The following is a 22,172-nucleotide window of genomic DNA, read 5'->3' on the forward strand; positions in this document are numbered from 1 at the left end:
GATTGCTATTGTAAAACTTAAGGCTATTAACAATAAATATAAATAGGAGACTAGATTAGATTTATACGCCTTCAAAAAAATCACCTGAAGGCATATTAATAAGAACATTCACAATGTATATATCATGCTTCGTGGGCACGAATTTCACGCAAATAGCGATAAATAGTATGGATAGAGATATCTAATCCTTTCGCTGCAATTTGGGCACTATCTTTTAGATCAAAAATGCCTAATTCATGCAAACGAGTCACTATCTCGCGGCTTTTTTTCGATGGTGGAATATTGCTATCATTCACCACTTGCTCTCGCACATTCTCAATTGAACTGTGCATCATTTCATCATTATTTCTTGCGAATGTTTCAGATGTTACTCCAAACTCAAAATGCGAATGGATATTCGGTAACAAACTTTGCATCATCGACTGAAACGGTGCGTCTAAATTAGAATTTACGCATAACATACCAATTGCTTTATTTTGTTTATTTCGAATAATGGTTGTTAACGAGCGTAATGTTTTACCATCAGGACTTTTGGTAATGTAAGCATCAGAAACATCTTTACCTTCATTCAGCTTCACTAACGCAATATTCGTGATTGGTGCACCAACTTCACGCCCTGTAATATGACCATTCGCAATTTTAATGATTGATGGGTTATTTGCATCCAAACAATGTAGTAGCACTTCTGTATGCTCTCCCCACATTGCCGCAATACCATCAACGATATTCTCCATCGCACGGAGGATATCGTAATCGCTTTCGCTTAATTCATTCACGCTTGATCCCCTATTTGAACATAACGTTCCCAATGACTTCATTGCTATTATTGTATCAATAATAATACATTCAGAGTATCTACGTTTTTCTTTTTAAATGAAAATAAAGAAGCATTCAGAAAAACAGTACGGCTTTCCACAAATAGAAAAAGCCATTGCGTAATCATGTTGCGATAAACATGATTACTCGCAATGGCGCTTATAATTCTTGTTACTTATGCCGACATAATATCAATGATTGTTGCATCAGTATTTACCATACCAAATCGAACCATCTTACCGACATTACGAATAGTTGTTTCAACATCTTCAGCAACAATGCCTTGAGATTGTGCTTCATGATTTTCAATCGCCATTAAAAAGCTCATTACCGCAGAGTTTGTTGAGCTTTTAACTTTCATAGCACACGTGGATTTCGCGCCATCACAATACATACCTGTAGTATCACTTAAGGTATTTTGAATCGCTGAACACATTTGCTCAAAATCACCACCGGCTAAATAAACCATACCCATAGCAGCCGCAGAGCTTGTTACTGCATTACCACAGAACGGTGATAGTGGCGGATAGAATGATTTCATATAAATAGCGCCAAGGTGGCTCATGATTAGCGCTCGCGCTAGTTGCTCTTCAGAAGAGCCATAATGTTTAGCAATTCCAACTATCGGCATCGTTGCAGCAATACCTTGGTTACCACTACCATAATTACTCATTGCTGGTAATGTTGCACCACCCATACGAGCATCAGATGCCGCAGCTGTGCGCATTACGACATTGTTAATTAAACCATCGCCAAATAGCCCTTTCGCAATACTTTTTTGAATCGTTCTGCCTACCTGTAATCCATAGGCATGTTTTAAGCCTTCATCTGATAACGCACTATTCAAATCACGCGCTTCTAGAATAAATTTAATCTCTTCAAAATCAACGCTGGTAGCAAACTCATAAATACCTTTGATTGAGATATCGACACCTTCACACACAGACGCCGTTGATTTTGGTTTATCACTCGTATTTACATCAGAAGACGCATCAAACACAACTTTGTCGTTAAGCATTTTTTTCACAACTTGTGTATGACCACCGCTAATTTCAACTATCGCGACATCATCACCCGCTTTTGCTTCAACACAACAGTAAATAAACTCTTTAACGTCTTTACGACCTGCTTTAATTTTACCGTTATCAATCAGCAGCTGTGCTTTCTCGACATCTTCTGCCTTAATATTTACCAGCACTTCTAAACCACCGTTAGGGTTACCGCCAATAGCACCAGCAGCAGAAGCAATAGGTAAGCCAATACGGCCAGTACCAGGAACAAAAACACCCATCGAATTTTTAAACAGGTTATCAGATACCTTTACATCGAGTTCTTCAGGCTCTCGTCCAAGCAATTCAGCTGCAACAGCTGATGCATATGCGGCTGAGATCGGCTCTGTACAACCAAACGCAGGTTTAACAACTGTATTAATGATATCTTTGTATTGCTGCCATTGTGTATTCATAAGTAACCCCTAACGGTTTTATATTTATTGTTTAATGCAGATCTAATTATTTACGGTGTGCAATCGCTTCAATTTCTACAAGTGCACCCATTGGTAAATCTTTCACTGCAAAACAGCTACGTGCAGGGCACTCTGTTTTAAAGAAATCAGCATAAACCGCATTAAAAGCAGCAAAGTCTTCAATATTTGCTAAGTAACATGTTGTTTTTAAAACGGTATCCATGTCACCACCGCCCGCTTCAAGAACTGAACGTAAGTTAACTAATGACTGGCGAGATTGTTCTGCAATACCACCATCTACAATGCCACCTTTCTCTTTACATACTGGAAGCTGACCAGATGTAAAGATCAAATCGCCAAATGCATTACCGTGTGAATATGGACCAATTGCGTCTGGTGCTGATTTAGATGTGATTACTTTTGTCATGATTTTTATCTCGCTATCGAAAATTCAAATTTAGTTTAACCTTTAAAAATCAAAACTTGCAATTTTTTTTGCACCTAATATCAAGATCAATACTTCCAAAAATGAAACAACCTACGCAAAACACTGTTTTAAAAGAGATAAACGAAAAATAGTATCAAAAAACCGCCACTATATGAAAATATATTAATAGCTTGATAGTAAAAATGATTGAATAAAATATTGCATTAAAATATATTTGCAGACAAATAAGGCAGCAAAAAAAGATAATCACTCAGCTTAATTGCAAATTTTTTTTCATTTAACGACACAGAACAAATAGGCGCCGCATGAAAAAACAACTTATACAAGCAGGTTTAAAGGCAATCTTCCCGCTCTGCGTAGGGGCATTCCCATTTTCATTTATTGTGGGGGCAATCAGTATTAACGCAGGTATGGACGTTCTACAAAGTACGTTATGGTCACTGACTGTTTTTGCAGGCTCAGCACAGATGGTTGCGCTTGGTCTGGTGCAATCCTCTACTGAATTAATAGTGATTGCGTTAACCACCTTTGTTATCAACTTACGCCACGTTCTCTATAGCGCGTCACTGTCTGAATATGTAAAAGAATACTCCATGCCGACACGCGCACTAATGGCATACGGCTTAACCGATGAGGTATACGCAGCAACCGTTGGTGAGATGAAACATGAAAAACCAGGGCGTCATTGGTTTTATTTAGCAGCAATGTTTGGTTTTTGGGTGAACTGGGTTGTTGCTGATTTCTCTGGTGCCATGATTGGTTCGTATTTTCCTCACATCGCCGATTACGGTTTAGATTTTGCAATGGTTGCCGCCTTCATTGCCATCGTTATCCCACAAGTTAAAAATCGTGAATGTATTGTTGCCGCAGTGGTCGCAACAGTCACAGGGATCTTACTTTCAGGCCTTCCTTACTCACTCGGTTTAGTTATAGCAGCAGTCGTTGGTGTGTACGCAGGCTACAAAATGGATTTATCAACTGAGCATATGGAAGCCGAGCTGAAAGAAGAAGTTCGTCACGAAATGGAAAAAGAAGATAAAAAGCAAATAAATATTCAACCAATTAACGCAACTGCTGAATAATAAGGGCTACTATTATGGATTCTCATACACATATCGTTTTAAGTAATGAATTTGTAATTTACTTATCATTAGTCATGGCGGTAGCCACTTTTGTTATCCGTTTCGCGGTTATTGGTATGGCAGGACGCTTCAATATGTCTGAGCGTTTTAAAAAGACATTACGCTTTGTTCCTGTAACAGTATTGCCAGCAATCATTGCAGTAGAAATTCTAGGTAAAGGTTCAAACTTTGCCTTTAACCTTGAAAACCCGAAAGTACTCGCAGCGATTGTTTGTACCATCGTAAGCCTACGCTTTGGACTTATCTGGGTCGTAATTAGTGGCTTAATCTCATTAGTGATATTCCAAAATTACCTAGAGCCAATTACCCAGTTTTTAACGCATTTCATGGCGTAACCATTAAAACTGATACACAAAAAAATCCCGAGTTTAACTCGGGATTTTTTTTAACTGACGTTCATCCAATAACAATTTTTTGATTCGGTTGCCTGTTTACATCAGTTCAACATGTAGCACAGTAGAAAAAATATGATATTAAAGACAATTCTTTATCATCCTTTCAAAACTAAATATCACCAGTGAACGTAAGCACCTTGAGATAACTGATTTATATAAAAGTAGAGAAGCATAAACTTATCTATTCTAAATGTATTTATATAAAGAAATCATTAATAGTAATGAACAGTTAATTTTTAATACCATAAAACAAAACAGCCCAAGATATAATAGTTATATTATTTCTTAGGCTGAATGTTATTCTCATAATCTATAGAAAGTATGAGTTATAATTTATCGTTTTTAGATGAAACGAATTTTTACTGCTTTTAGCTTATTGCTTGAATCGTCTAGAGAAAACTCAACCATACTACCAGATGAAGGCTGTGAATGACTGCATACTTGAGATGCGTCAAAACGAATATCGCCACCAAGATCGCTTGTAATTAAGCCAATCTTTTCTACTGGGTTGAAGCTACGAATAATACCTGTTTGTGAAGTCATAGTTATATTTCCTTTCAGCCCAAACAGCGCTTTAAATTAGCGGTTTTGTTTGTGGCTATCAATTTGAGTTCGAATAGTTAAAACCACCAATTAATAATAATTGCGGTAATTATCGTTTTACTCATTGACCTACTACTTCTGAGCTAAAAGATCACCCTTCTTTTAGCCGATCATTGCGCCTATCGTTTGCAACAATAACGAATAACAATGTTAGAAATGACGTTTTGATAAAAAAAACACATGAGGTCCGAGTAACAGACGAGACAGACATTAAACGCTAAATTTTATTCTGTAAATATTTTTATGTCTTTTTTTTGTAAAAAACTGTGGGTAACCACTGAATAAAAACCTTACTCATTGTTTTTTAAATAAAAAAATATCGTTTTTTATTTATTATAAAAACCATAAAACGGTCAAAAAACAAACGACAACAGAGGAAAAAACCTATAATAAAACAATCTTCAATTATAAATAACACACTCTCATCTAAAATAAGTCGATAATAATATAAATAATCGTCTATTTTTTAATCTGCATAAATGAAAGGAATAATTACGATATAAAATGACTAGGTTTCTTATATAAGCAAGGGTAAAGTATGCTTAAAGAGACCGAAGGTTATAAGGAACTTCGATGAAAGGTATTCTATCTATTCAATCACATGTAGTGTATGGTCACGCAGGAAATAGCTCTGCTGTTTTTCCTATGCAACGTATGGGATTTGAAGTATGGCCGCTTAATACTGTGCAATTTTCTAATCACACCCAATATAAAGAAGGTTGGACGGGCAAAGCTTTCTCTGGTGATGATATTAGTGAGCTTGTTGCAGGTATTGAAAGCATTGATCAATTAAAGAACTGCGAAGCTGTATTGACAGGCTATCAAGGTAGTGCAGCGCAATGTCTTGCTATTATCGATACTGTGAAAAAAGTTAAACAGCAAAATCCTAATGCGATTTATATCTGTGATCCTGTAATGGGTGACCCAGAAAAAGGCTGTATTGTTGCCGATGGTATTGCTGAATACCTAATTAATGATGTAATGCCTATTGCTGATGCTATCGTACCGAATCAATTTGAACTAAGCCAATTTGTCGGTATGGAAATCCATAACCTTGCTGATGCTGTTACTGCATGTCAAAAAGCCTTAACAATGGGCCCAAAAATGGTACTGGTTAAGCACTTACACAGTATATCTGATGATAAGTTTACGATGATGTTAGCAACGCAAAAGGGTTGTTTCCTTGCACAGCGTCCGCATCTTAAGTTTGATAAACAGCCAGTAGGTGTCGGTGATTTGATCTCATCATTATTTACTGCAGGGCTATTGAAAGACTGGACACCAGAACAGGCTTTTGAACATGCGCACAATGCCTGCTACGCAGTGTTAAAAGAAACACATAAACGTGGCGAATGGGAATTACAAACCATTGCAGCACAAGATGAAATTGTATCACCAAGTGAAATTTTTCCGATTAGCGAAATTAACTAAGTGAACACTAACAATCTTAATTAAAAAAGCAGCTTAATTGCTGCTTTTTTATTGTCGGAAATAGTACTTATTGCACCTCACCATAAGCATTGAATGTTACCCGCCTAACAATGCTCAAGGTAGTCGCTACCGAAATTACGCCAGAAATAAAAATCGCTACCATAATCACTAGTTGGTATTTCACTGCCACCAGCGGTGCCGCTCCACCTAAAATTTGTCCCGTCATCATTCCAGGTAAACTGACAATCCCTAATGTCATCATCGCGGCTAATTGGGGAGTTAATGCTGCTTTTACTGCTGTCTGTATAAACGGCAAGGCAGGATCAGGAGCGCCTAATGACAAGTAATACTGATATTCATGATGGTTATCTTTTAATAGGCTCCCCCAGCGAGATAAGGCTAATACATTTGCCATTAAGCTATTACCAAGCAGCATTCCCGCAATTGGGATCATATACTGTGCTTGCCACCAAGGGTCGACTTGAATCACCCCTATCAGCATGACAGGCAAAGCAACCAATAATGCAGCACACTGCCCTGTTATTACCGCAGGCAACACACGCTTTACATTCACCTCTGCCCGTTTACAAATCGTATAGCTTGCCACTAATGCCATGATTGTTAGCCACAGCATATTTATTGCCACACTCTGCAAACCAAACAAGGTATGAAGATAAATACCCACAACAGATAACTGAAGTGTCATGCGTAATACGCCATTAATTAAAGTGCGATTTAACCCTAATTGCCAACGCTGAAACAAGAACATGGGGATAAGTAATAACAGGTAGAAGCCCGCCATCGCCAGCCAATGAATATCCAAAGTACTATTGATTGATTCAGACATTACACTCATCCTTACTTAACGACATAGCATGCACATGTGTTGCACTTGCTAACCAAACAGGATCATGTGATACAGAAACACAAATAATTGTTAGCTCAGAAAGCAATTGAATAATTCGATCTCGCCCTGAAGGATCAAGGGCGGATGTGGGCTCATCCATCAACCACACATTGCGCTGCATTAATATGCTTCTAGCGATGGCTACACGCTGCTTTTCGCCCCCAGAAAGGGTATCAATAGGCTTGTCTAATAACACCGTAATACCCGCTTGTGATAAAGCAGATAAACACAACTCATCGCTAGGTACAGGAAAATGAGTAATGGCTTTTAAACGCCAAGGAAGATGTAAGACATCACGTACACATTCTCCGCCCATAACGGCTTGTTGTGGCAAGTAACAAATGTTTTGACGCCAAAAGTTGAATGCTTTTACATCAATCAATTGTTTATTGAAGGTAACAGTACCTAACTGAGGAGCTTTAAGCCCAGCAATCACTTGTAGCAAGCTACTCTTACCACAACCAGAAACGCCAGATATTGCAAGGTGTTGCCCTTGTTTTATACAAGCAGAAAGCGAGCAATCACTATGCGACTCAAAGCCTGAACGCAATTGATTAAAGGCTAATATATCAATGTGATTTTGAGATGATTCTGATTGCATCCATTGCACCCAAAATACTAAAAACGAACGTTAAGTGTATTGAAGCAAGATAGCGGACTCAAACAGTTTCGTTCAAAATAAAATAACGAAAGACGAAATAGTGGTAAGTAGAGAGATATAGTAGAGATTCTTAGATACGTAATGTTGAATAACAGATACAAAAATGCCGACATAATGTCGGCATTTTTTAAACTTTTAACGTAAAAAAGAATTAAGCTTTTTCAACGTTAGCAGCTTGAGGGCCTTTTTGACCTTGTTCGATATCAAAAGCAACCTTTTGACCTTCAGCAAGAGTCTTGAAACCTTCGCCTGTGATAGCACGGAAGTGAACGAATACGTCAGCGCCGCCGTTGTCTTGAGTGATGAAACCGAAACCTTTTTCTTCGTTAAACCACTTAACGATACCAGTTGATTTAGACATGAGAGTCTCCAATATTTTTTAAATAATTCGCAAAAATGCGTATGTAGCCAGAAAAGAATTATTTACGTTATAGCTTATGAGTGGAAAGCTTCATGACACTGGTATAGCGTTACAGCGAAGATTTTCTAAAACATAATGTTACATATAAATAGGTCTGACTTACAGGCCGAGGACTATAGTAATGATATTTAGGGAATTGTATAGCTTTATTTTTTAAATAATTTATTTTTTAATCTTATGGGTAACAAAAACAATAGATATCATAAGGTTAAACACGAATAAACCAGTTAATATTCTATTAATATTTCGTGAAAACCGCATTTTCATTGTCTTTTTTAGACGATTCCAAAAAATAAAAAGCACCCTACCGCTTTTATTAATCACATGTAGGGCGCCTACTTTATTTACCTAAAACCGCAAAGGTTTATTTTTGTACGCGATCTAGCGTAACAACTTCATAACTTAACGGTACAAGGTTAGGACGACTTTGCTGGATATAATCAATCACAGCTTGAGCATCTGTATTACAGCGCATATTGGCGGCTTTACAGTTTGGCGCAGTTCCTTGGTAATTCACTTGGTACTTGTCGCCTACTTTTTCAATGTTCTTAACCTTAAAGCCTGTTAACTTGCCATCAACATAGGCTAAATCGACACGTCCAGAGTGATCCTTTTGCGCTTGATAAACAGGTGTCCAACCATCATTACCCGTTGCGTTATAATTATTTACTGCAACATTGTAGGTTTTATTATCTTGAATTGGCGTCCAAATTGGGTTCTTTTCTGTGCCAGTCATCACCTCAACATTATTAAGCTTGCCTGCTTTATTTGCTGCTGTTTCGGTAAAGCTATAACGAATATGACCGCCATAAGGGAATTTACCCGCATGAGCGCCTTCAGGCAGCGTTGCAGAAACCGTTTGTTGTAATAACTGTTTAATCACAGCACCTTTAAGTGGTACTACAGACATAAAGTTTGAGAACGGTAAAAGCTCTAATGACACATTACCTTCACGGTATTCACCCGCCTCAATATTGGTACGAATGCCACCTGCTCCGATCAAAGCAAAGTCCACTTTCATACCCGTTACTTTTTGAACTTGAGGCTCATTCGCCCAGTAATATTGGCCTTCAGCTATAATAGGCGCGACATCTGAGCCATGCTTATCTGTGCCACGATCGCCAGGACGTCGCTCATGTTTAATTTCTACCGGCACTTGAGCAATAGTTTTACCGTACGCTTTATCTACTGCTGGTTTGTATTTAGTATCAATACGTTGGCGTAATAAAACATCTTCATCTGTGATCGTGATTTTTTCATGATTGTCGATGAATTTTTCAACGATTGCCGTTTGTACAGGGGTAAACATATCGCTTTGTTTACGATCGGCATGATGGTAGAACTCATCGTTACTCAATAAGGTATTGTGACCTGCACACTTCACCACGTCACCGTTCGCATCAAAGCTTACATTTACTCGGCCAATCGCTTGAGCATACTCACCCGCCTGAACAACACATGTTTCCGTTGTACCATTTGGGTTCTTCACCATTTGGGCATATATACCATTATTGTTTAAACCCAAGTCAGCAAAGTCACCTAATAACGTATGTGAGTGACCGCCAACAATAAGATCAATACCGTTAACTTTTGACGCAACATCAAGATCTACTGCATTACCGATATGCGTGAGCGCAATAATATTATCAATCCCCTTGCTCTTTAGCATATCGACGGTGGCTTGTGCCGTTTTCACCATATCGTAAAATTTCACATCACCCGTATTAGGTGCAATATTTGCCATGTTATCTAAGGCAATACCAAATACCGCAACAAGATTTTTATCTTTAGGTAAGTGGTTAATATCTTTAACGACTGTCTTGTTATTGCCATCAAAAGCAAAAATTTGGTAAGGACGTAAGTTAGTTTGATCTTTCAAATCAGCATCTTGGCTAGCATCTACGTTAGCTGCAAGCACAGGGAAATTAACACTACCGATAAAAGCATTTAATTTTTTATTATTTAAATCAAATTCATGGTTACCTAATGCCATCGCATCTAAGCCCATTTTGCTTAGCATATCGGCGTTCATTGCGCCGTGGTTTAGCTTAAAGTAAGCACTACCTTGCCAAGCATCACCACCGTGTAAGAACAGTAAGCTTTGATTTTCTTTTTTAGCTTCAGCTTTATATTCTTTCGCCATCGTTTGCAGGCGAGGATAGCCACCAAACTCGTTATAAACTTTGGTATCGTCAGCTTTAAAACTCGATTTTACGGGGTCAAAATTAGAGTGGGTATCATTAATATGTGCGACCGTTAGCGTAAAAGGTTGGTGTTGAACGATAGGCGTTGTTGCACACCCTGAAATAGCTAAAGTGATAGAAAGTGCGATAAGAGGTTTGCTAAACATACGAGATCCTTACTCTATTGTAATCGTTTGCGCGAGCAGCATACTCCACATTTAAAACCTTTTCAGCAATAGAACTCAAAATAATATTCTTTCAAACCAACTTTTTATTTTGAATATATAAAAAATGGCTTCTATGCTTACCTTCCAGTTGAAAGTACATAAGAAGCCATCTAAATAACAAAGTTATTGCAATTGTTGACCTTTGTATTCACCCGTCAACGTTTTAAGGTAAGCGATGATTTATCAATATCACCTTGACTTATAATCATCGACATCGCCTCCTAAATTACCTGTAGCTCACTATTTAATGATTTCGAGATCACTTCTAGGCACACAACAACATGCTAGCACTTTTCCTTCAGCACGCTCTTGCGATGAAAGTGCTGGAACCTCTGGTTGTTCTACCTCTCCAAATTTCACTGTGACCTTACAAACCCCACAAAAACCAGCACGACAGCTATAATCCATCTTAATACCAGCCGTTTCTGCTTGCTCTAATAACGTCGCTTGGTTATTCCCTTGGAAAAGCTGTCCATCAATTGATAATTCGACCGTCTTTTTTTCTTCGAGTGCATGACGTACAGGCCCAAACGCTTCTTGGTGATAACGAGAAGCTGCCATGCCCATATTGAGCAATAACTTTTTCGCCGACGACATAAAGGCATCAGGACCACAAACAAATACCTGACGTTTATCTAAATCACTCATCATGGCTAAATGACCAATGCTTAGTCGTCCAGATTCACCTTGCCAGTCGCGTTTGGGTTGCGTTAATACGATACGTAAATCAAGAGAAGGATGCTTCTCTTCTATTGCGCGTAATTCCTCTAAATAAGGAATATCAGCTTCAGTACGGCATTGATGATAAAACACCACATCACGCACTAAATCATGATCGGATAAATAACGTAGCATCGACATCATTGGCGTTACACCACTCCCCCCCGAGAGCAATAATAATTTATCCGTATGTACCCCTAGGTGAAAATCACCACTCGGCGATTCAGACACCAATGTATCACCAACTTGAAAATGCTCATGTAACCAATTAGAAATGCGACCGTCATTAACCCGTTTTACTGATATTGCATAACGCCCCGGTCGTGATGGGCTAGAAGATAATGTATAGCGACGAGAAATATATTCGCCATTCACTTCTAACTGAATAGGTAAATGTTGCCCCGGTAAATAAGTCGGTAACGCTTGGTTTTCTTGATGAGATTCTAGCCAAAATGTAGTGAAATCTTGCGCAATATCTTCACGCTCGACACACGTAAGCTGTAATTTTTGTTCACTATTATCTGGATATATTTCTTTCGGTTTCGTTTCTAATATTTCAATGGTGTCACCAACAGAAATAATACCTTCATTAAGTGCCACAAGATTTTGTCCGAAATAGACATTACCCGTTTCATCTGAGCGGAATTTTGCCATCGTAACCAACGGCTCTTTACTTTCGCTAAACGTTGCTGATTTAGGATCGACCGTAGTTAAAATGCATCGAGCACAAGGTTTGACCGCTTCAAACTCTACTTCACCGATCCGAATACGTTTCCAACCGTCTTCTGCGAACGCTTCCGTATTACTCACCACTAAATTGGTTCTAAACTGATCCATGGTGTGGTGTTCACTACTACGCTCATTAAGCGCTTGGAGCGAGGCTTCACTGATCACTAATAACGGATAACCATCAGCAAAACTCACATTTTGACTAATTTTAGGACGCACACGGTTTGATTGCTCACCCGTAAATAACAACTGAACGGGTTGTCCTAACACATCACTAAACCATGCATTGGCTTGCTCCGTCGTAGTATAGGCGATGAATGTATCAGCCCACACGGTTGAGGATGCTTCTGCCATAGTAAATTGAGCATACTTCAATACTAAACAGGCTTTACCTTCATAGCTCAGTACGATGCCATCGGCAATTAGCGCTGCCTTCACTTTTACCATTTTGGGAGATTTACGTGCCGTGATCATATCGCCTGATAGGGTCGCAACCATGAAACGACGATCGAAACTGATCCCCTGTTTTTCGACCCAAACTTTGGACTGGCTGATGCCTGCTATTGATTTTACGGGAAAGACATTTAATTGGGATAATTGTGGTGTATCTGAAAGTGTGCTCACTACTCTCTCCATGACAATATGTATTGGCAGCAATAGTGTAACACTGTATTAACAGAGCTAAAAAAGAAATCTATCGAACATTTTTGCCTATTTACGCATTAAAAATGAATATTTACTTTACAAGTTTTAATCTACTTTCTATCTGCTTATTTTATTCCTTTATGCTAAATTTCCTATATCTATCATATCATCTTATACCACTGATTAAGGTTCACTATGCCGCTACTTCATTCTTTTTGGCGCTACATCAAACATTACTTTCCCAATACGGGGCTGCGCCATATTCATACTTCATTAGCCGCTTTAGTGATCTTACAGATCTTAAATAGTAATTTAGTGCACATGACCCATGCAGGTGAAATCGAAAGTGGCGTTTTCTCTACCCTCTTCTTATGGGTACATATTATTCTTGGCATATTAACCGTTGTCGTCACACTCGCAATGATTAGCTACATGTTAGTTAAACAATCATTTCGTCAATTTTTCCCTTACCTTTTTGGTGACAATGCCGTTCTATTCGATGACTTAAAACAACTACGCCACGGTAAATTACCCGAGCCAAGAGAAAAAGGCTTAGGGAATATTATTCAAGGCTTAGGTATTGGCGCGTTGATCTTAATTGAAACCGCGGCACTGATATGGCTGGCGCTGTGGTTAAGTCACTCACCTTATGCCAACGATGTGAGGGAGATCCATAAATCTCTGACAGGTTTAATTGAAGCATACTTAATTGGTCATGGCGGTATGGCACTGCTTCATTTCTTTATTGAACGTAGAAAATTCGCTTAAATTTAAACACGCTTTATCAGCAAAAGCATAGCCTGTAATGTTTGCATCCCATGATAGGGCAAATATTACTAGGCTATGATATTTTGCAGTACCAATACGAAATACCATGTTAGTCAATAACTCAAACCCATGCGCTATTTCATATCAGGTAGTTTTTAAAATATATCAATAATATAATTACGTCAGCGATGTCACTAACGCTTTTCCAACGCCGTGAGCACTGGTCGGGTTTTGGCCTGTAATCACTCGTTGATCAACGATAACCAGTGTTTGCCAAGGCTGTACTTTACTAAATCGCGCTGCCTTTCTTGAAAGCGCCTCTTCCAGTAAGAATGGAATATGCGTAATCGTACCGAAATCGATTTCTTCTTCACGTGTAAAGCCCGTTACCGATATAGATGCAAGTAGGCTGTCACCATTACTTAATGTAATAGGAAGCAGTGCCGCTGGGCCATGACATACCGCCGCTATAACGCCACCGTTTTCGTAATGTTTTGCAGCTAATTGCGCAAAATCAGTATTGGTGGAAAGATCAGATAAAAGACCAAAGCCACCTGGATAAAATACCGCATCGTACTCATCAATATTCACTTGCGAGACGGGGATCGTATTATTGATTCGGTTCTGAAAATTATCATCCGCCAACACAATGCGGTTTACCTCATCACCTTCGATATCCGTACCATAAAGTGGCGCTTTACCCCCTTTAATCGATGCGATGTCATAGTCAAAACCAGCGGCAGTCAGCTCATGAATAACGTGGGTTATCTCTGGTGAGTAAGTGCCATTCGCTTGGTCAGTATCGCCCAGAGTTGCATGATTCGTTACAGGGATCAGGATCCTTTTCATTGTCTTTTCCTTCAATGATTGAGTTCAAAAACATGTTAATTCAAATCAATATGGCTGATAATATAGAAAATTGGCAAATCATTGTTGTTAAATAGCAAAGATAAAGGTCTATGAATAGTTTCGATGGGATCATTGAATTCGTTGCAGTCGCTGAAAGCCATGGCTTTTCCTCTGCGGCTAAACAGCTCGGTTGCAGCACCAGCCACGTTAGCCGACAAGTCTCAAGGTTAGAAGAGAGATTAGGTGTCGCCTTATTAGCTCGCTCAACCCGACAGGTCAATGTAACCGATGCTGGACAATTGTATTATCAACAATGCAGAGGACTGGTAAATGGGTTACAACAAGCCAGCGAAAGCGTAAACACACAGCAAATAACGCTGAGTGGAACCTTACGCGTCAGCGCTGCTGGTGCATTTGCCGAAGATCATGTCGCTCCTGCGCTAATGGCATTCGCGAAGTCTTACCCAGATCTTACTATCGAGATGGATTTTAACTCTCGTATGGTGAATTTTATCGAAGATGGTATCGACTTTGCGATCCGTTACGGGGCACTAAAAGATTCAGGTTTAGTCGCGAGAAAACTCGTTGATCGCCCTATGGCTGCGGTTGCCAGCCAAGACTATTTAACCCGTAATGGAGAGCCAACTCACCCTAGCCAATTGAAACAACATAGCTGCATTATTGCCAATAATGACCACTGGCTTTTTGAAAAAGATGGCAACACAATTAATACCCGTGTTCACGGTCGATGGAAAAGCAATAACTCTAATGCTGTTATCTCGGCATGCGAAGAAGGACTAGGTATCGCATATATGCCTAAAAGTAGCCTAGCGAAAGGGTTAGATTCAGGTTCGCTTATTCCGATACTGCAAGATTTTTGGGGTAAAGGTAATAGCAGTTGGATCGTATATCAAAACCAACGTTTTCTTCCTGCGCGTGCTCGCTTAGCAATAGACTATTTAATTCATTATTTCTCTGATTGGGATTCACTGCATAAATAAACCCTTAGCCATTGCTTTCATCTTTTGGGTAGATTGGCTCTATTTTCTTGGGAATTACTTACTCAATAACATTATAAATCAGTAAGTAAACATAACGTTTTTATTTCAAATAACTCTATAGCACGTTGAGAGACAACATGACTGAATTCGAAAAAATGCTTGCCGGTGAAGACTTCGACGGCGGCGCAGACTGTATTAACCAGATTCGTCAAAATGCTTCGAACTTATTACAGACCATTAACCAAAGTACAGATGACTCTCAGCGTCATGAACTATTTCAACAGCTAATGGGAAAGATTTCTGCATCGAGTCACATCCGCTCCCCCTTTTATTGTGAGTTCGGTAAAACGATCTCGATTGGGGAAAAGACCTTCATCAATATGAACGTAACAATGTTGGATGGCGCTAAAATTATTATTGGCAATAACGTAATGATTGGCCCGAACACCCAGCTTTACTGTGCTAGCCATGATCTAAACTATCTCAATCGCCGTAACTGGGAAACCATTTGTGATCCTATTACGATTGAGGACGATGTATGGATTGGTGGCAATGTTGTGATCAATAAAGGTGTGACCATTGGTGCGCGTTCTGTAATTGCCGCTAACTCTGTGGTAAATACCGATGTACCACCTGACTCTCTATATGGTGGAACACCTGCTAAATTAATCAGAATTATTCATGAGAACCAATAGGCAATCAGGGGTTAGCAACAATCTTATGCATGATGCATAGCCATATAACATAACGGGTTTGACTAATATGTGAATTAGCCTAATAGCTAACTCACATATGGACAAAACTTTGTTAGGTAGCCAGCTCTATTCAGACTGGTTGATATTAGGAAAAGTATTGGTAATGTTCGGCATTACCCTAAATGATATTTCAGTATTTACCTATAATAAGGTGTTTAGCTTATCGAACACTTCGGAGAAGTGTCTGTGTCGAATTCGCTACACAAATGCTTATTTGTTAGCGGTTTTCTTCAGCCTGCTCTGCATCATTAGATACATGCTTAGAAAACGCAATAAACATACCGTCAAACACTTCCTCGATGTTGATATCATCAATGTTCATAGATGGTTTGATTCGCTTTTTGATAATACTTCTCACTTTTAAGTAATGAATAAACCCACAAGCTTTAGATACAAGTAACAAATCTTCTTCAATGACCTCGAGTATTTCACCTAAACCATTGTTGTGGACTTGAGATGCTTGCTTCTTCAAAAATTCACCAATGCCATTATCTAGGCGAAACAGTTCTGTATTTTGTACTTGTTCTAAGTAGCTTTTCTGCACATTAACCATGTTGCTCGAAACTTCTTTACCCCGAAGCTTATAAGCCAGTATCGGTTTTTCTTTAGCTAGGTTAACTATGGTGTTTTCATAGCCATCGATAAAACCTGGTGACAACTGAGGACTAATTTGCTCTATAACTTCTGAAAAGAAAGCTAGTATTAGTTGCTTGTTTTCATTGGGAAATTCGATACCTTCAATCTTTTTCTGCTCAAAGTAATTTTCGCACCTTTTAATATATTGACTATACAGCTCAGAAGAGTCAAATGCCGACGCCAGAGTATGCGCACGAAATTCTAATAAATAAAACAATGTTTGACGTGTCACTTTAAGGCTCTCTGCTCGCACTTTAAAAAAGTACCCCAAACCGCCAAGGAGTGCACTCAACGTAATACCTCCGACCCCTATAAGAGATGCTATCACCTGTACTTCCATATTTCCTCCATGAAGGGTAACGCCCAAGCTAAACCATTGCGGCGTAAACACAGATTTTAAATCGGAGTGTTAAAGTTATTGGTTCACACCAAGGATAACACTAGACATCTTTTTGACATCCCCTTTCATGATATTTACTTATATAAGGAGGCTTGGGCTTGTCCAACACATCGGATTGGTGTCGGCTACGTGACACATATCCTTATCTGTTAGGCATTTACTTTTCCTCACTTTCAGCTTTCTGTTCAGCTTGCTCAATGAGATCCCTCATATTTTCAGACACAATCCAAACTACGCTAAAAAAAAGTATTCCTGTGAACACGCTTGCTAATAGACAGATAATCGCAAACCATACATTCTCGAAAGGAGATAAACACAATTGAAGCATTGAGTTAATTAAAGCTGCCAAAATTGTCCATTTTAATAAGAAAGAAAGTCGCTTTAGTCCACCGTAATACTCCACGTCGGTACCAGACTCTCTCCTTTGCTTTACTTTGTCCTTATAACTAGGTGAGTCATAAATCTTGTCTTTAACAGTCTGTATCACAAAAGATTTCATTGTGAACAGGAAGCTAGCCAAAGTTAAGCTAGATGTAAAAATACCAACGCTCCATTTAGAGTGGTAATCTAAGATAACTGACGCAATTTCAGCAGATATCATAAACACATCTCTATTTGCAGTGGAGGTAAATTGTCATCTTTAAAATCTTCAATTGACTTCAAAGATTTACTTTTAGAAGACGTTAAATCTGGTTCTGGTGACAAGTCTGAAATTGATTGGTATTTATCCCAAGTATCCGCTGGTTTTAAAAGACCAAACGTTTCACTTTTTCCCTTCAGCACATTTGATAAATTGGCTAGAGCAGCGCAACTAAGGTAGTTATCCCATACGTCATCAGGTAACTCATCAATATAGTCATCATACTCAAAAAAGCCATATTCTTCGATATTTTCGCCTATCCAGTACTGGGCTCGCTGTCCACTTAGGCTAGAACCAATTAACCTTAATGCGTATTTCTTATTTTTTTGGGAAAAAGCGGCGTGGATAAAGTTTGAAAGGTGCCCTTTTAAGTTTTCAATGGACTTAAACTGATCTAAAAAGCTGATAGTCTGAGTTGTTTTCTTAGTTACTGCACCTAAATGTCTAAACACAGGCTCTTCCGGAATCCCAAGTTCAGTAATAACCTCAACTTCTGATAAAGACTTAAGATTGTCTAAAATTTGACTAAGGTCTTTTTCTTGATAGATATACTTAAAGCTAAATGAACCGCCGAAATCTGCTTGAACTCTGTGTTTAATTCTTTTTATGTCTCCTCGAGATCTGCCTCGCGAGTACTCGTCTACTCGCTGATTTACTAACCTATCTTTTACGTTTCTATGGGCTTGTCCGAAAATTGACGTATAGACTGATACTGAGGCAGCCCCAGCGTAATGAGTAAACACACCACACTTTGTTAATGGATTAAAACAAAATAGGCTTGCCTCTGTGCTTGTTTGGTTCTTTTTTAATTCAATCCTATTAACCTTAAGTTTCCCACTACCGTCTTGTTCAGTAGCCAATTTCTTGCGGTCATCTTTAAAAGTTAATATTAATCCAACTGCCAATCCATCAACAATCCTTGTATAGACTCTTGTTGAATAAGCCCCGACATTGATATCTTGATTTCTACTTATCAATTCTAGTTCTTGATAGAAATCGTTCATCTCAATACCATCGGAGAACTGCATTTCAAATCCAGAAACCTTTACCTTTGTTCCTGCCATATTTTTTCCTTTTATTAACCACTGACGATTGGGATGTATCATAAATGCCGAACGCTCCAATAAGCGGCACAGTGAGCACTACTTACTGGGTCAGGCTTCATTGGATTGTTAAATCCCTTCTACTTCTTCACAGATCCAAAAATGAACATCTTAATGATAGATGGGCCGGAGAATAGGGAGACCATCTTCAACGACTTATCGCGTTATTAATGCTGCTACGCTTTTCTCTAAATCAGAGTTCCAATGCACGAATGTACCTTTGGGATTTAACAGTGTACTAATAAGCATTCTTACTTTCGCGCAAAAATATACTCATAAAATACTTTTATTATACTCGATATAATCTCTATATATCATGAAGTTGATAGCACTTTTTCACACCGAACGCTTTATGAGAGGGTGTGAAAAGTAAGAAATATCTTTAATCAGTCTTATTAAAACCAGAACCCATGCGATAAAATCATCACGGTTCATTATTACTGTTCATATACACAGCAAATAAAACTATTCCAAAATCACGTAAACACGATATGAATAAGTAAAAGGTCTAACGCATAAAGGGGCATTTCTGAGCTAGCCGTGGAAGCTAGCTCGTTGTGATCACAACGCTAAAAATTAAGCCTGTGAAAAATAAAAAAGCAGAGCACATAGGCTCTGCTTTTATATTATCTGTCGAATACGCGGTTATTTTACTTTAACTGCCCAGCCACATTGCTGTGGGTAGATACGACGGATAATTGTCTTATTTCGCTTTTTCAATAGGATGTGGCAGGTTTCAATTAATAAACCAAATGCCATCGCAAAATACACATATCCTTTATTCAAATGAATCGCAAAACCTTCAGCCATTAACATACCACCTAACATTACTAAGAATAGTAGTGCTAATGTTTTTAAGCCCGGATAGCGCAATACATAATCGTTTATCTTCTCAGCACACAGTACCATCACAACTGCTGACGCTAAAATCGCAGCAACCATCAATGGGACTTCACTTGTCATACCTACCGCTGTGATCACAGAGTCCATAGAGAACACCGCATCCACCGCTACGATTTGCAGCAAGACTAAAGCAATACCTGCTCGCACTTTGCTGGCTTCTTGGTGATGAGCACCAGAGAAACACATCCACAATTCTTTTAAGCTTTTCGCTAATAAGAATGCACCACCACCAATCATGATCAAATCACGACCAGAGAACGGAGAATCAGCAATAGAGAATAACGGTTGAGTTAATGACATTACCCAACTGATTGAGAACACAAGACCAATACGCGCAGCAACTGCTAGTGCAATACCTAGGTTACGGGCTAATTTTCGTTGATGTTCTGGTAATCGCTCACATAGCACTGAAATAAATACAATATTATCGACACCTAATACCACTTCTAAGGCAAATAAGGTCGCAAATATCATCATTGCTTCAGGTTGAAGGAAAAGATCTAGCATTGAATAGACTCCTTAACAAAGGAGTTTAGGAAAAGAGAACAACTCGTGGGGTCGTCCATATGTATTTTATACCTCTTAAAATTAAAGTCGCGCTATTCAACCACAACCATTGCGAATAACAATTGAGATATTGTAACAACATGTAAGCGACGCCTACCGTATGACTCATCCAGAGTGGCGATTAATGGTAGTAGTAAAATACACGGTAAAAATAATCTTGAATTCTTCCTCTCAAAATGGAAACTCCATATTTTACTTTTTGTTAAATATAGAGCGATAATGAAACATAATTTCTGGTTATTAATTGCATTTGTAAGCATTTTTTCAACATCTACTCAGGCCAAGTTCTCGTCGACACGCTACATTCAGTGAGTAATGGCTTAGCGGCAAAACAGTATTTAACAGCCGAAACGTCAGCTCACAGAAAGAAAAGAGAACCGAGAGCGCCTCAAAAAGGGATGGAACAACATCAAAGATGATGACGATGAAGAAAACTACTGGAATAACTATCTCGCTCAACAAGCACGTGAACGTAAACAACGTGCAGAACAACATAAATTTGTCGATAATTTAACGTCTGATCTTAATAAAGCTATCCGTGATGCCGCCAATACCCATTAATCACGGAAATATGTGGTAAGGATAACCATGAAAAAAGCATTGCTCATTATTACAACCTGTTTACTTGCCGCTGGGTGTTCATCAAACCAAGTTGAATGTCTCTATAACTGCAAGCCCACTTATCCCAATCATAGCGGGAATATAAGCACTGGTAATGTGAATAATGAGCAAGCCATGCAGGCCTTATTGGCTTATCTTGGTGTGCAAGTGAAAAAGCAATGGGGCGATGACGAATACCTGCAAGCAGGAAAACACCGTTATGTGAAATACTTTGATGGTTATCGTACACGTGCGCACATTGATTTTGATAACGGGAAAATTTACGTTTCAACTGTTGCTCAATACGCCCCCGAAGCCACACTGAAAAAAGCGATTGAAGAAACCTTGCTGATGCCAGCCGATCCTTCTCAAGTGGATTTGTTCAGTGACAAATCGATTCCACTTAACGGTAAGCCTTTCTTACTGGGGCAAGTTAAAGATCATGATAACCAAGATATTCAATGGCCTTGGCGCGCTGGGCGTTTTGCTGATTATCTGATTGAAAATAAGCTGCACACCAAGCCACTCAAACGAGGCACAGCTTACTATGTTGAAATCGATATGGTGAGTGATCACCTTGAGCAACGTGAATACCAATATGCGGATTTAATTAAGCGAGCTTCTCGCCAATACGGTATTTCAGAAGATCTTATCTATGCGGTGGTAAAAACTGAAAGTAGTTTTAACCCGTTTGCTGTCAGCCACGCAGGGGCTTACGGTTTAATGCAAGTGATCCCGAAAACAGCAGGGGCGGATGTATTTAAACTGGTGAAGAACAAACCGGGGATACCAACCAAAGACTACCTGTTTGATCCGGCTAACAACATTGATACGGGGACCGCTTATTTGCACATTTTACAAACCCGCTATTTAAGGGATGTGCGAAATCCTACCACTAAGCATTACAGTATGATTTCCGCTTATAACAGTGGTGCAGGTGGCGTGTTATCAACCTTTGATTCAGATAGACAGCGAGCCATGGATAAGCTCAATCAATTGCAACCCAATCAAGCCTATTGGGCGCTCACAAATAAGCACCCAAAACTTGAAGCGCGCCGATACTTAGAAAAAGTGCTGAACTTCCAAAAAGAATTTCAAAATTTATAACCGCCTATAGCACTAACAAAGCCCTATCATCGACCATCGAGATAGGGCTT

21 protein-coding genes are annotated in these 22,172 nt (G+C 39.0%); 7 read left to right on the forward strand and 14 right to left on the reverse strand.

All coding sequences use genetic code 11. The features are described from left to right. Positions 1-122: 122 nt before the first annotated feature. The 3 genes from C9J40_RS07960 to C9J40_RS07970 all read right to left on the reverse strand — a co-directional run bounded on the left by C9J40_RS07960 (position 123) and on the right by C9J40_RS07970 (position 2,708). Positions 123-776, reverse strand: a complete 654-nt coding sequence (locus tag C9J40_RS07960) for a transcriptional regulator (protein WP_107246422.1) — start codon at positions 774-776, stop codon at positions 123-125. A gap of 215 nt (positions 777-991) precedes the next feature. Beyond that, a complete protein-coding gene (locus C9J40_RS07965) occupies positions 992-2,281 on the reverse strand; it encodes a serine dehydratase subunit alpha family protein (protein ID WP_107246424.1) in 1,290 nt (429 codons plus the stop codon). Positions 2,282-2,327: 46 nt separating this feature from the next. Next, complete coding sequence (locus tag C9J40_RS07970) at positions 2,328-2,708, reverse strand: RidA family protein (protein ID WP_008989716.1); 381 nt, start codon at positions 2,706-2,708, stop codon at positions 2,328-2,330. Positions 2,709-3,034: 326 nt separating this feature from the next. Here C9J40_RS07970 and C9J40_RS07975 point away from each other — a divergent pair, with 326 nt between their 5' ends. Together C9J40_RS07975 and C9J40_RS07980 are read left to right on the forward strand one after the other, a co-directional pair. Next, positions 3,035-3,811 (forward strand): AzlC family ABC transporter permease, encoded by a 777-nt coding sequence (locus C9J40_RS07975; protein ID WP_107246426.1) that lies wholly within the window; start codon positions 3,035-3,037, stop codon positions 3,809-3,811. Between the two features lie 14 nt (positions 3,812-3,825). Then, positions 3,826-4,206: an AzlD domain-containing protein gene (locus C9J40_RS07980; protein WP_107206762.1), complete on the forward strand. Its 381-nt coding sequence runs from the start codon at positions 3,826-3,828 to the stop codon at positions 4,204-4,206. A 402-nt stretch (positions 4,207-4,608) separates the two neighbouring features. On the opposite strand, the gene C9J40_RS07985 is transcribed toward C9J40_RS07980, so the two are convergent. Beyond that, the gene (locus tag C9J40_RS07985) at positions 4,609-4,809 is read right to left on the reverse strand and encodes a hypothetical protein (protein WP_006644747.1); all 201 of its coding nucleotides are present in this window, start codon (positions 4,807-4,809) and stop codon (positions 4,609-4,611) included. A gap of 633 nt (positions 4,810-5,442) precedes the next feature. Between C9J40_RS07985 and pdxY the strand changes: the two genes are divergently transcribed. Next, positions 5,443-6,300 carry a pyridoxal kinase PdxY gene (pdxY, locus tag C9J40_RS07990; protein ID WP_107206763.1) on the forward strand — a complete coding sequence of 286 codons (858 nt, stop codon included), beginning with the start codon at positions 5,443-5,445 and terminating at the stop codon, positions 6,298-6,300. A gap of 67 nt (positions 6,301-6,367) precedes the next feature. On the opposite strand, the gene C9J40_RS07995 is transcribed toward pdxY, so the two are convergent. The 5 genes from C9J40_RS07995 to C9J40_RS08015 form a co-directional block, all read right to left on the reverse strand. Further along, positions 6,368-7,147, reverse strand: a complete 780-nt coding sequence (locus tag C9J40_RS07995; protein WP_233217691.1) for an ABC transporter permease — start codon at positions 7,145-7,147, stop codon at positions 6,368-6,370. Continuing rightward, positions 7,140-7,808 carry an ATP-binding cassette domain-containing protein gene (locus C9J40_RS08000; RefSeq protein WP_107246427.1) on the reverse strand — a complete coding sequence of 223 codons (669 nt, stop codon included), beginning with the start codon at positions 7,806-7,808 and terminating at the stop codon, positions 7,140-7,142. The genes C9J40_RS07995 and C9J40_RS08000 overlap by 8 nt, the downstream gene beginning before the upstream one ends. Positions 7,809-8,019: 211 nt before the next feature. Further along, entirely contained in the window at positions 8,020-8,229 is a 210-nt protein-coding gene (locus tag C9J40_RS08005; RefSeq protein WP_006644751.1) for a cold-shock protein, read from the reverse strand. Positions 8,230-8,653: 424 nt separating this feature from the next. Then, positions 8,654-10,639, reverse strand: coding sequence for a bifunctional UDP-sugar hydrolase/5'-nucleotidase (locus tag C9J40_RS08010; protein WP_107246429.1), 1,986 nt, complete (start codon positions 10,637-10,639; stop codon positions 8,654-8,656). A 300-nt stretch (positions 10,640-10,939) separates the two neighbouring features. After that, positions 10,940-12,784: a hybrid-cluster NAD(P)-dependent oxidoreductase gene (locus C9J40_RS08015; protein WP_199188063.1), complete on the reverse strand. Its 1,845-nt coding sequence runs from the start codon at positions 12,782-12,784 to the stop codon at positions 10,940-10,942. 204 nt (positions 12,785-12,988) lie between these two features. Here C9J40_RS08015 and C9J40_RS08020 point away from each other — a divergent pair, with 204 nt between their 5' ends. Beyond that, the gene (locus C9J40_RS08020) at positions 12,989-13,561 is read left to right on the forward strand and encodes a cytochrome b/b6 domain-containing protein (RefSeq protein WP_107246432.1); all 573 of its coding nucleotides are present in this window, start codon (positions 12,989-12,991) and stop codon (positions 13,559-13,561) included. A gap of 177 nt (positions 13,562-13,738) precedes the next feature. Here C9J40_RS08020 and C9J40_RS08025 read toward each other — a convergent pair whose 3' ends face one another. After that, the gene (locus C9J40_RS08025; RefSeq protein WP_107246434.1) at positions 13,739-14,410 is read right to left on the reverse strand and encodes a type 1 glutamine amidotransferase domain-containing protein; all 672 of its coding nucleotides are present in this window, start codon (positions 14,408-14,410) and stop codon (positions 13,739-13,741) included. 110 nt (positions 14,411-14,520) lie between these two features. Here C9J40_RS08025 and C9J40_RS08030 point away from each other — a divergent pair, with 110 nt between their 5' ends. Further along, positions 14,521-15,411 carry a LysR family transcriptional regulator gene (locus tag C9J40_RS08030; protein ID WP_107246435.1) on the forward strand — a complete coding sequence of 297 codons (891 nt, stop codon included), beginning with the start codon at positions 14,521-14,523 and terminating at the stop codon, positions 15,409-15,411. Between the two features lie 137 nt (positions 15,412-15,548). Continuing rightward, entirely contained in the window at positions 15,549-16,106 is a 558-nt protein-coding gene (locus C9J40_RS08035) for a sugar O-acetyltransferase (RefSeq protein ID WP_045150568.1), read from the forward strand. A 277-nt stretch (positions 16,107-16,383) separates the two neighbouring features. Here the strand turns inward: C9J40_RS08035 and C9J40_RS08040 are convergent, their stop codons facing one another. From C9J40_RS08040 to C9J40_RS08055, 4 genes are all read right to left on the reverse strand, one after another. Further along, a complete protein-coding gene (locus tag C9J40_RS08040; protein ID WP_107246437.1) occupies positions 16,384-17,142 on the reverse strand; it encodes a hypothetical protein in 759 nt (252 codons plus the stop codon). A gap of 217 nt (positions 17,143-17,359) precedes the next feature. Beyond that, entirely contained in the window at positions 17,360-17,803 is a 444-nt protein-coding gene (locus tag C9J40_RS08045; RefSeq protein ID WP_107246439.1) for a hypothetical protein, read from the reverse strand. After that, on the reverse strand, positions 17,800-18,906 hold the full coding sequence (locus C9J40_RS08050; protein ID WP_107246440.1) for a hypothetical protein: 1,107 nt from the start codon (positions 18,904-18,906) through the stop codon (positions 17,800-17,802). Before C9J40_RS08050 ends, C9J40_RS08045 begins: the two co-directional genes overlap by 4 nt. A gap of 684 nt (positions 18,907-19,590) precedes the next feature. Beyond that, positions 19,591-20,355: a TerC family protein gene (locus C9J40_RS08055; protein ID WP_045083054.1), complete on the reverse strand. Its 765-nt coding sequence runs from the start codon at positions 20,353-20,355 to the stop codon at positions 19,591-19,593. A gap of 648 nt (positions 20,356-21,003) precedes the next feature. Between C9J40_RS08055 and mltC the strand changes: the two genes are divergently transcribed. Continuing rightward, positions 21,004-22,122, forward strand: coding sequence for a membrane-bound lytic murein transglycosylase MltC (gene mltC, locus C9J40_RS08065; RefSeq protein ID WP_107246442.1), 1,119 nt, complete (start codon positions 21,004-21,006; stop codon positions 22,120-22,122). Positions 22,123-22,172: the final 50 nt, after the last annotated feature.

Origin of the sequence: Photobacterium sp. GB-72 (genome assembly GCF_003026095.1) — a bacterium.
GTDB lineage: Bacteria > Pseudomonadota > Gammaproteobacteria > Enterobacterales > Vibrionaceae > Photobacterium.

What these genes read in the sequence shown, in the direction of transcription:
- C9J40_RS07965 (WP_107246424.1), bottom strand. Translation starts at nt 2,281, where the DNA reads ATGAATACACAATGGCAGCAATACAAAGATATCATTAATACAGTTGTT.
- C9J40_RS07970 (WP_008989716.1), bottom strand. Translation starts at nt 2,708, where the DNA reads ATGACAAAAGTAATCACATCTAAATCAGCACCAGACGCAATTGGTCCA.
- C9J40_RS07975 (WP_107246426.1), top strand. Translation starts at nt 3,035, where the DNA reads ATGAAAAAACAACTTATACAAGCAGGTTTAAAGGCAATCTTCCCGCTC.
- C9J40_RS07980 (WP_107206762.1), top strand. Translation starts at nt 3,826, where the DNA reads ATGGATTCTCATACACATATCGTTTTAAGTAATGAATTTGTAATTTAC.
- C9J40_RS07985 (WP_006644747.1), bottom strand. Translation starts at nt 4,809, where the DNA reads ATGACTTCACAAACAGGTATTATTCGTAGCTTCAACCCAGTAGAAAAG.
- pdxY (WP_107206763.1), top strand. Translation starts at nt 5,443, where the DNA reads ATGAAAGGTATTCTATCTATTCAATCACATGTAGTGTATGGTCACGCA.
- C9J40_RS07995 (WP_233217691.1), bottom strand. Translation starts at nt 7,147, where the DNA reads ATGTCTGAATCAATCAATAGTACTTTGGATATTCATTGGCTGGCGATG.
- C9J40_RS08000 (WP_107246427.1), bottom strand. Translation starts at nt 7,808, where the DNA reads ATGCAATCAGAATCATCTCAAAATCACATTGATATATTAGCCTTTAAT.
- C9J40_RS08005 (WP_006644751.1), bottom strand. Translation starts at nt 8,229, where the DNA reads ATGTCTAAATCAACTGGTATCGTTAAGTGGTTTAACGAAGAAAAAGGT.
- C9J40_RS08010 (WP_107246429.1), bottom strand. Translation starts at nt 10,639, where the DNA reads ATGTTTAGCAAACCTCTTATCGCACTTTCTATCACTTTAGCTATTTCA.
- C9J40_RS08015 (WP_199188063.1), bottom strand. Translation starts at nt 12,784, where the DNA reads ATGGAGAGAGTAGTGAGCACACTTTCAGATACACCACAATTATCCCAA.
- C9J40_RS08020 (WP_107246432.1), top strand. Translation starts at nt 12,989, where the DNA reads ATGCCGCTACTTCATTCTTTTTGGCGCTACATCAAACATTACTTTCCC.
- C9J40_RS08025 (WP_107246434.1), bottom strand. Translation starts at nt 14,410, where the DNA reads ATGAAAAGGATCCTGATCCCTGTAACGAATCATGCAACTCTGGGCGAT.
- C9J40_RS08030 (WP_107246435.1), top strand. Translation starts at nt 14,521, where the DNA reads ATGAATAGTTTCGATGGGATCATTGAATTCGTTGCAGTCGCTGAAAGC.
- C9J40_RS08035 (WP_045150568.1), top strand. Translation starts at nt 15,549, where the DNA reads ATGACTGAATTCGAAAAAATGCTTGCCGGTGAAGACTTCGACGGCGGC.
- C9J40_RS08040 (WP_107246437.1), bottom strand. Translation starts at nt 17,142, where the DNA reads ATGGAAGTACAGGTGATAGCATCTCTTATAGGGGTCGGAGGTATTACG.
- C9J40_RS08045 (WP_107246439.1), bottom strand. Translation starts at nt 17,803, where the DNA reads ATGATATCTGCTGAAATTGCGTCAGTTATCTTAGATTACCACTCTAAA.
- C9J40_RS08050 (WP_107246440.1), bottom strand. Translation starts at nt 18,906, where the DNA reads ATGGCAGGAACAAAGGTAAAGGTTTCTGGATTTGAAATGCAGTTCTCC.
- C9J40_RS08055 (WP_045083054.1), bottom strand. Translation starts at nt 20,355, where the DNA reads ATGCTAGATCTTTTCCTTCAACCTGAAGCAATGATGATATTTGCGACC.
- mltC (WP_107246442.1), top strand. Translation starts at nt 21,004, where the DNA reads ATGAAAAAAGCATTGCTCATTATTACAACCTGTTTACTTGCCGCTGGG.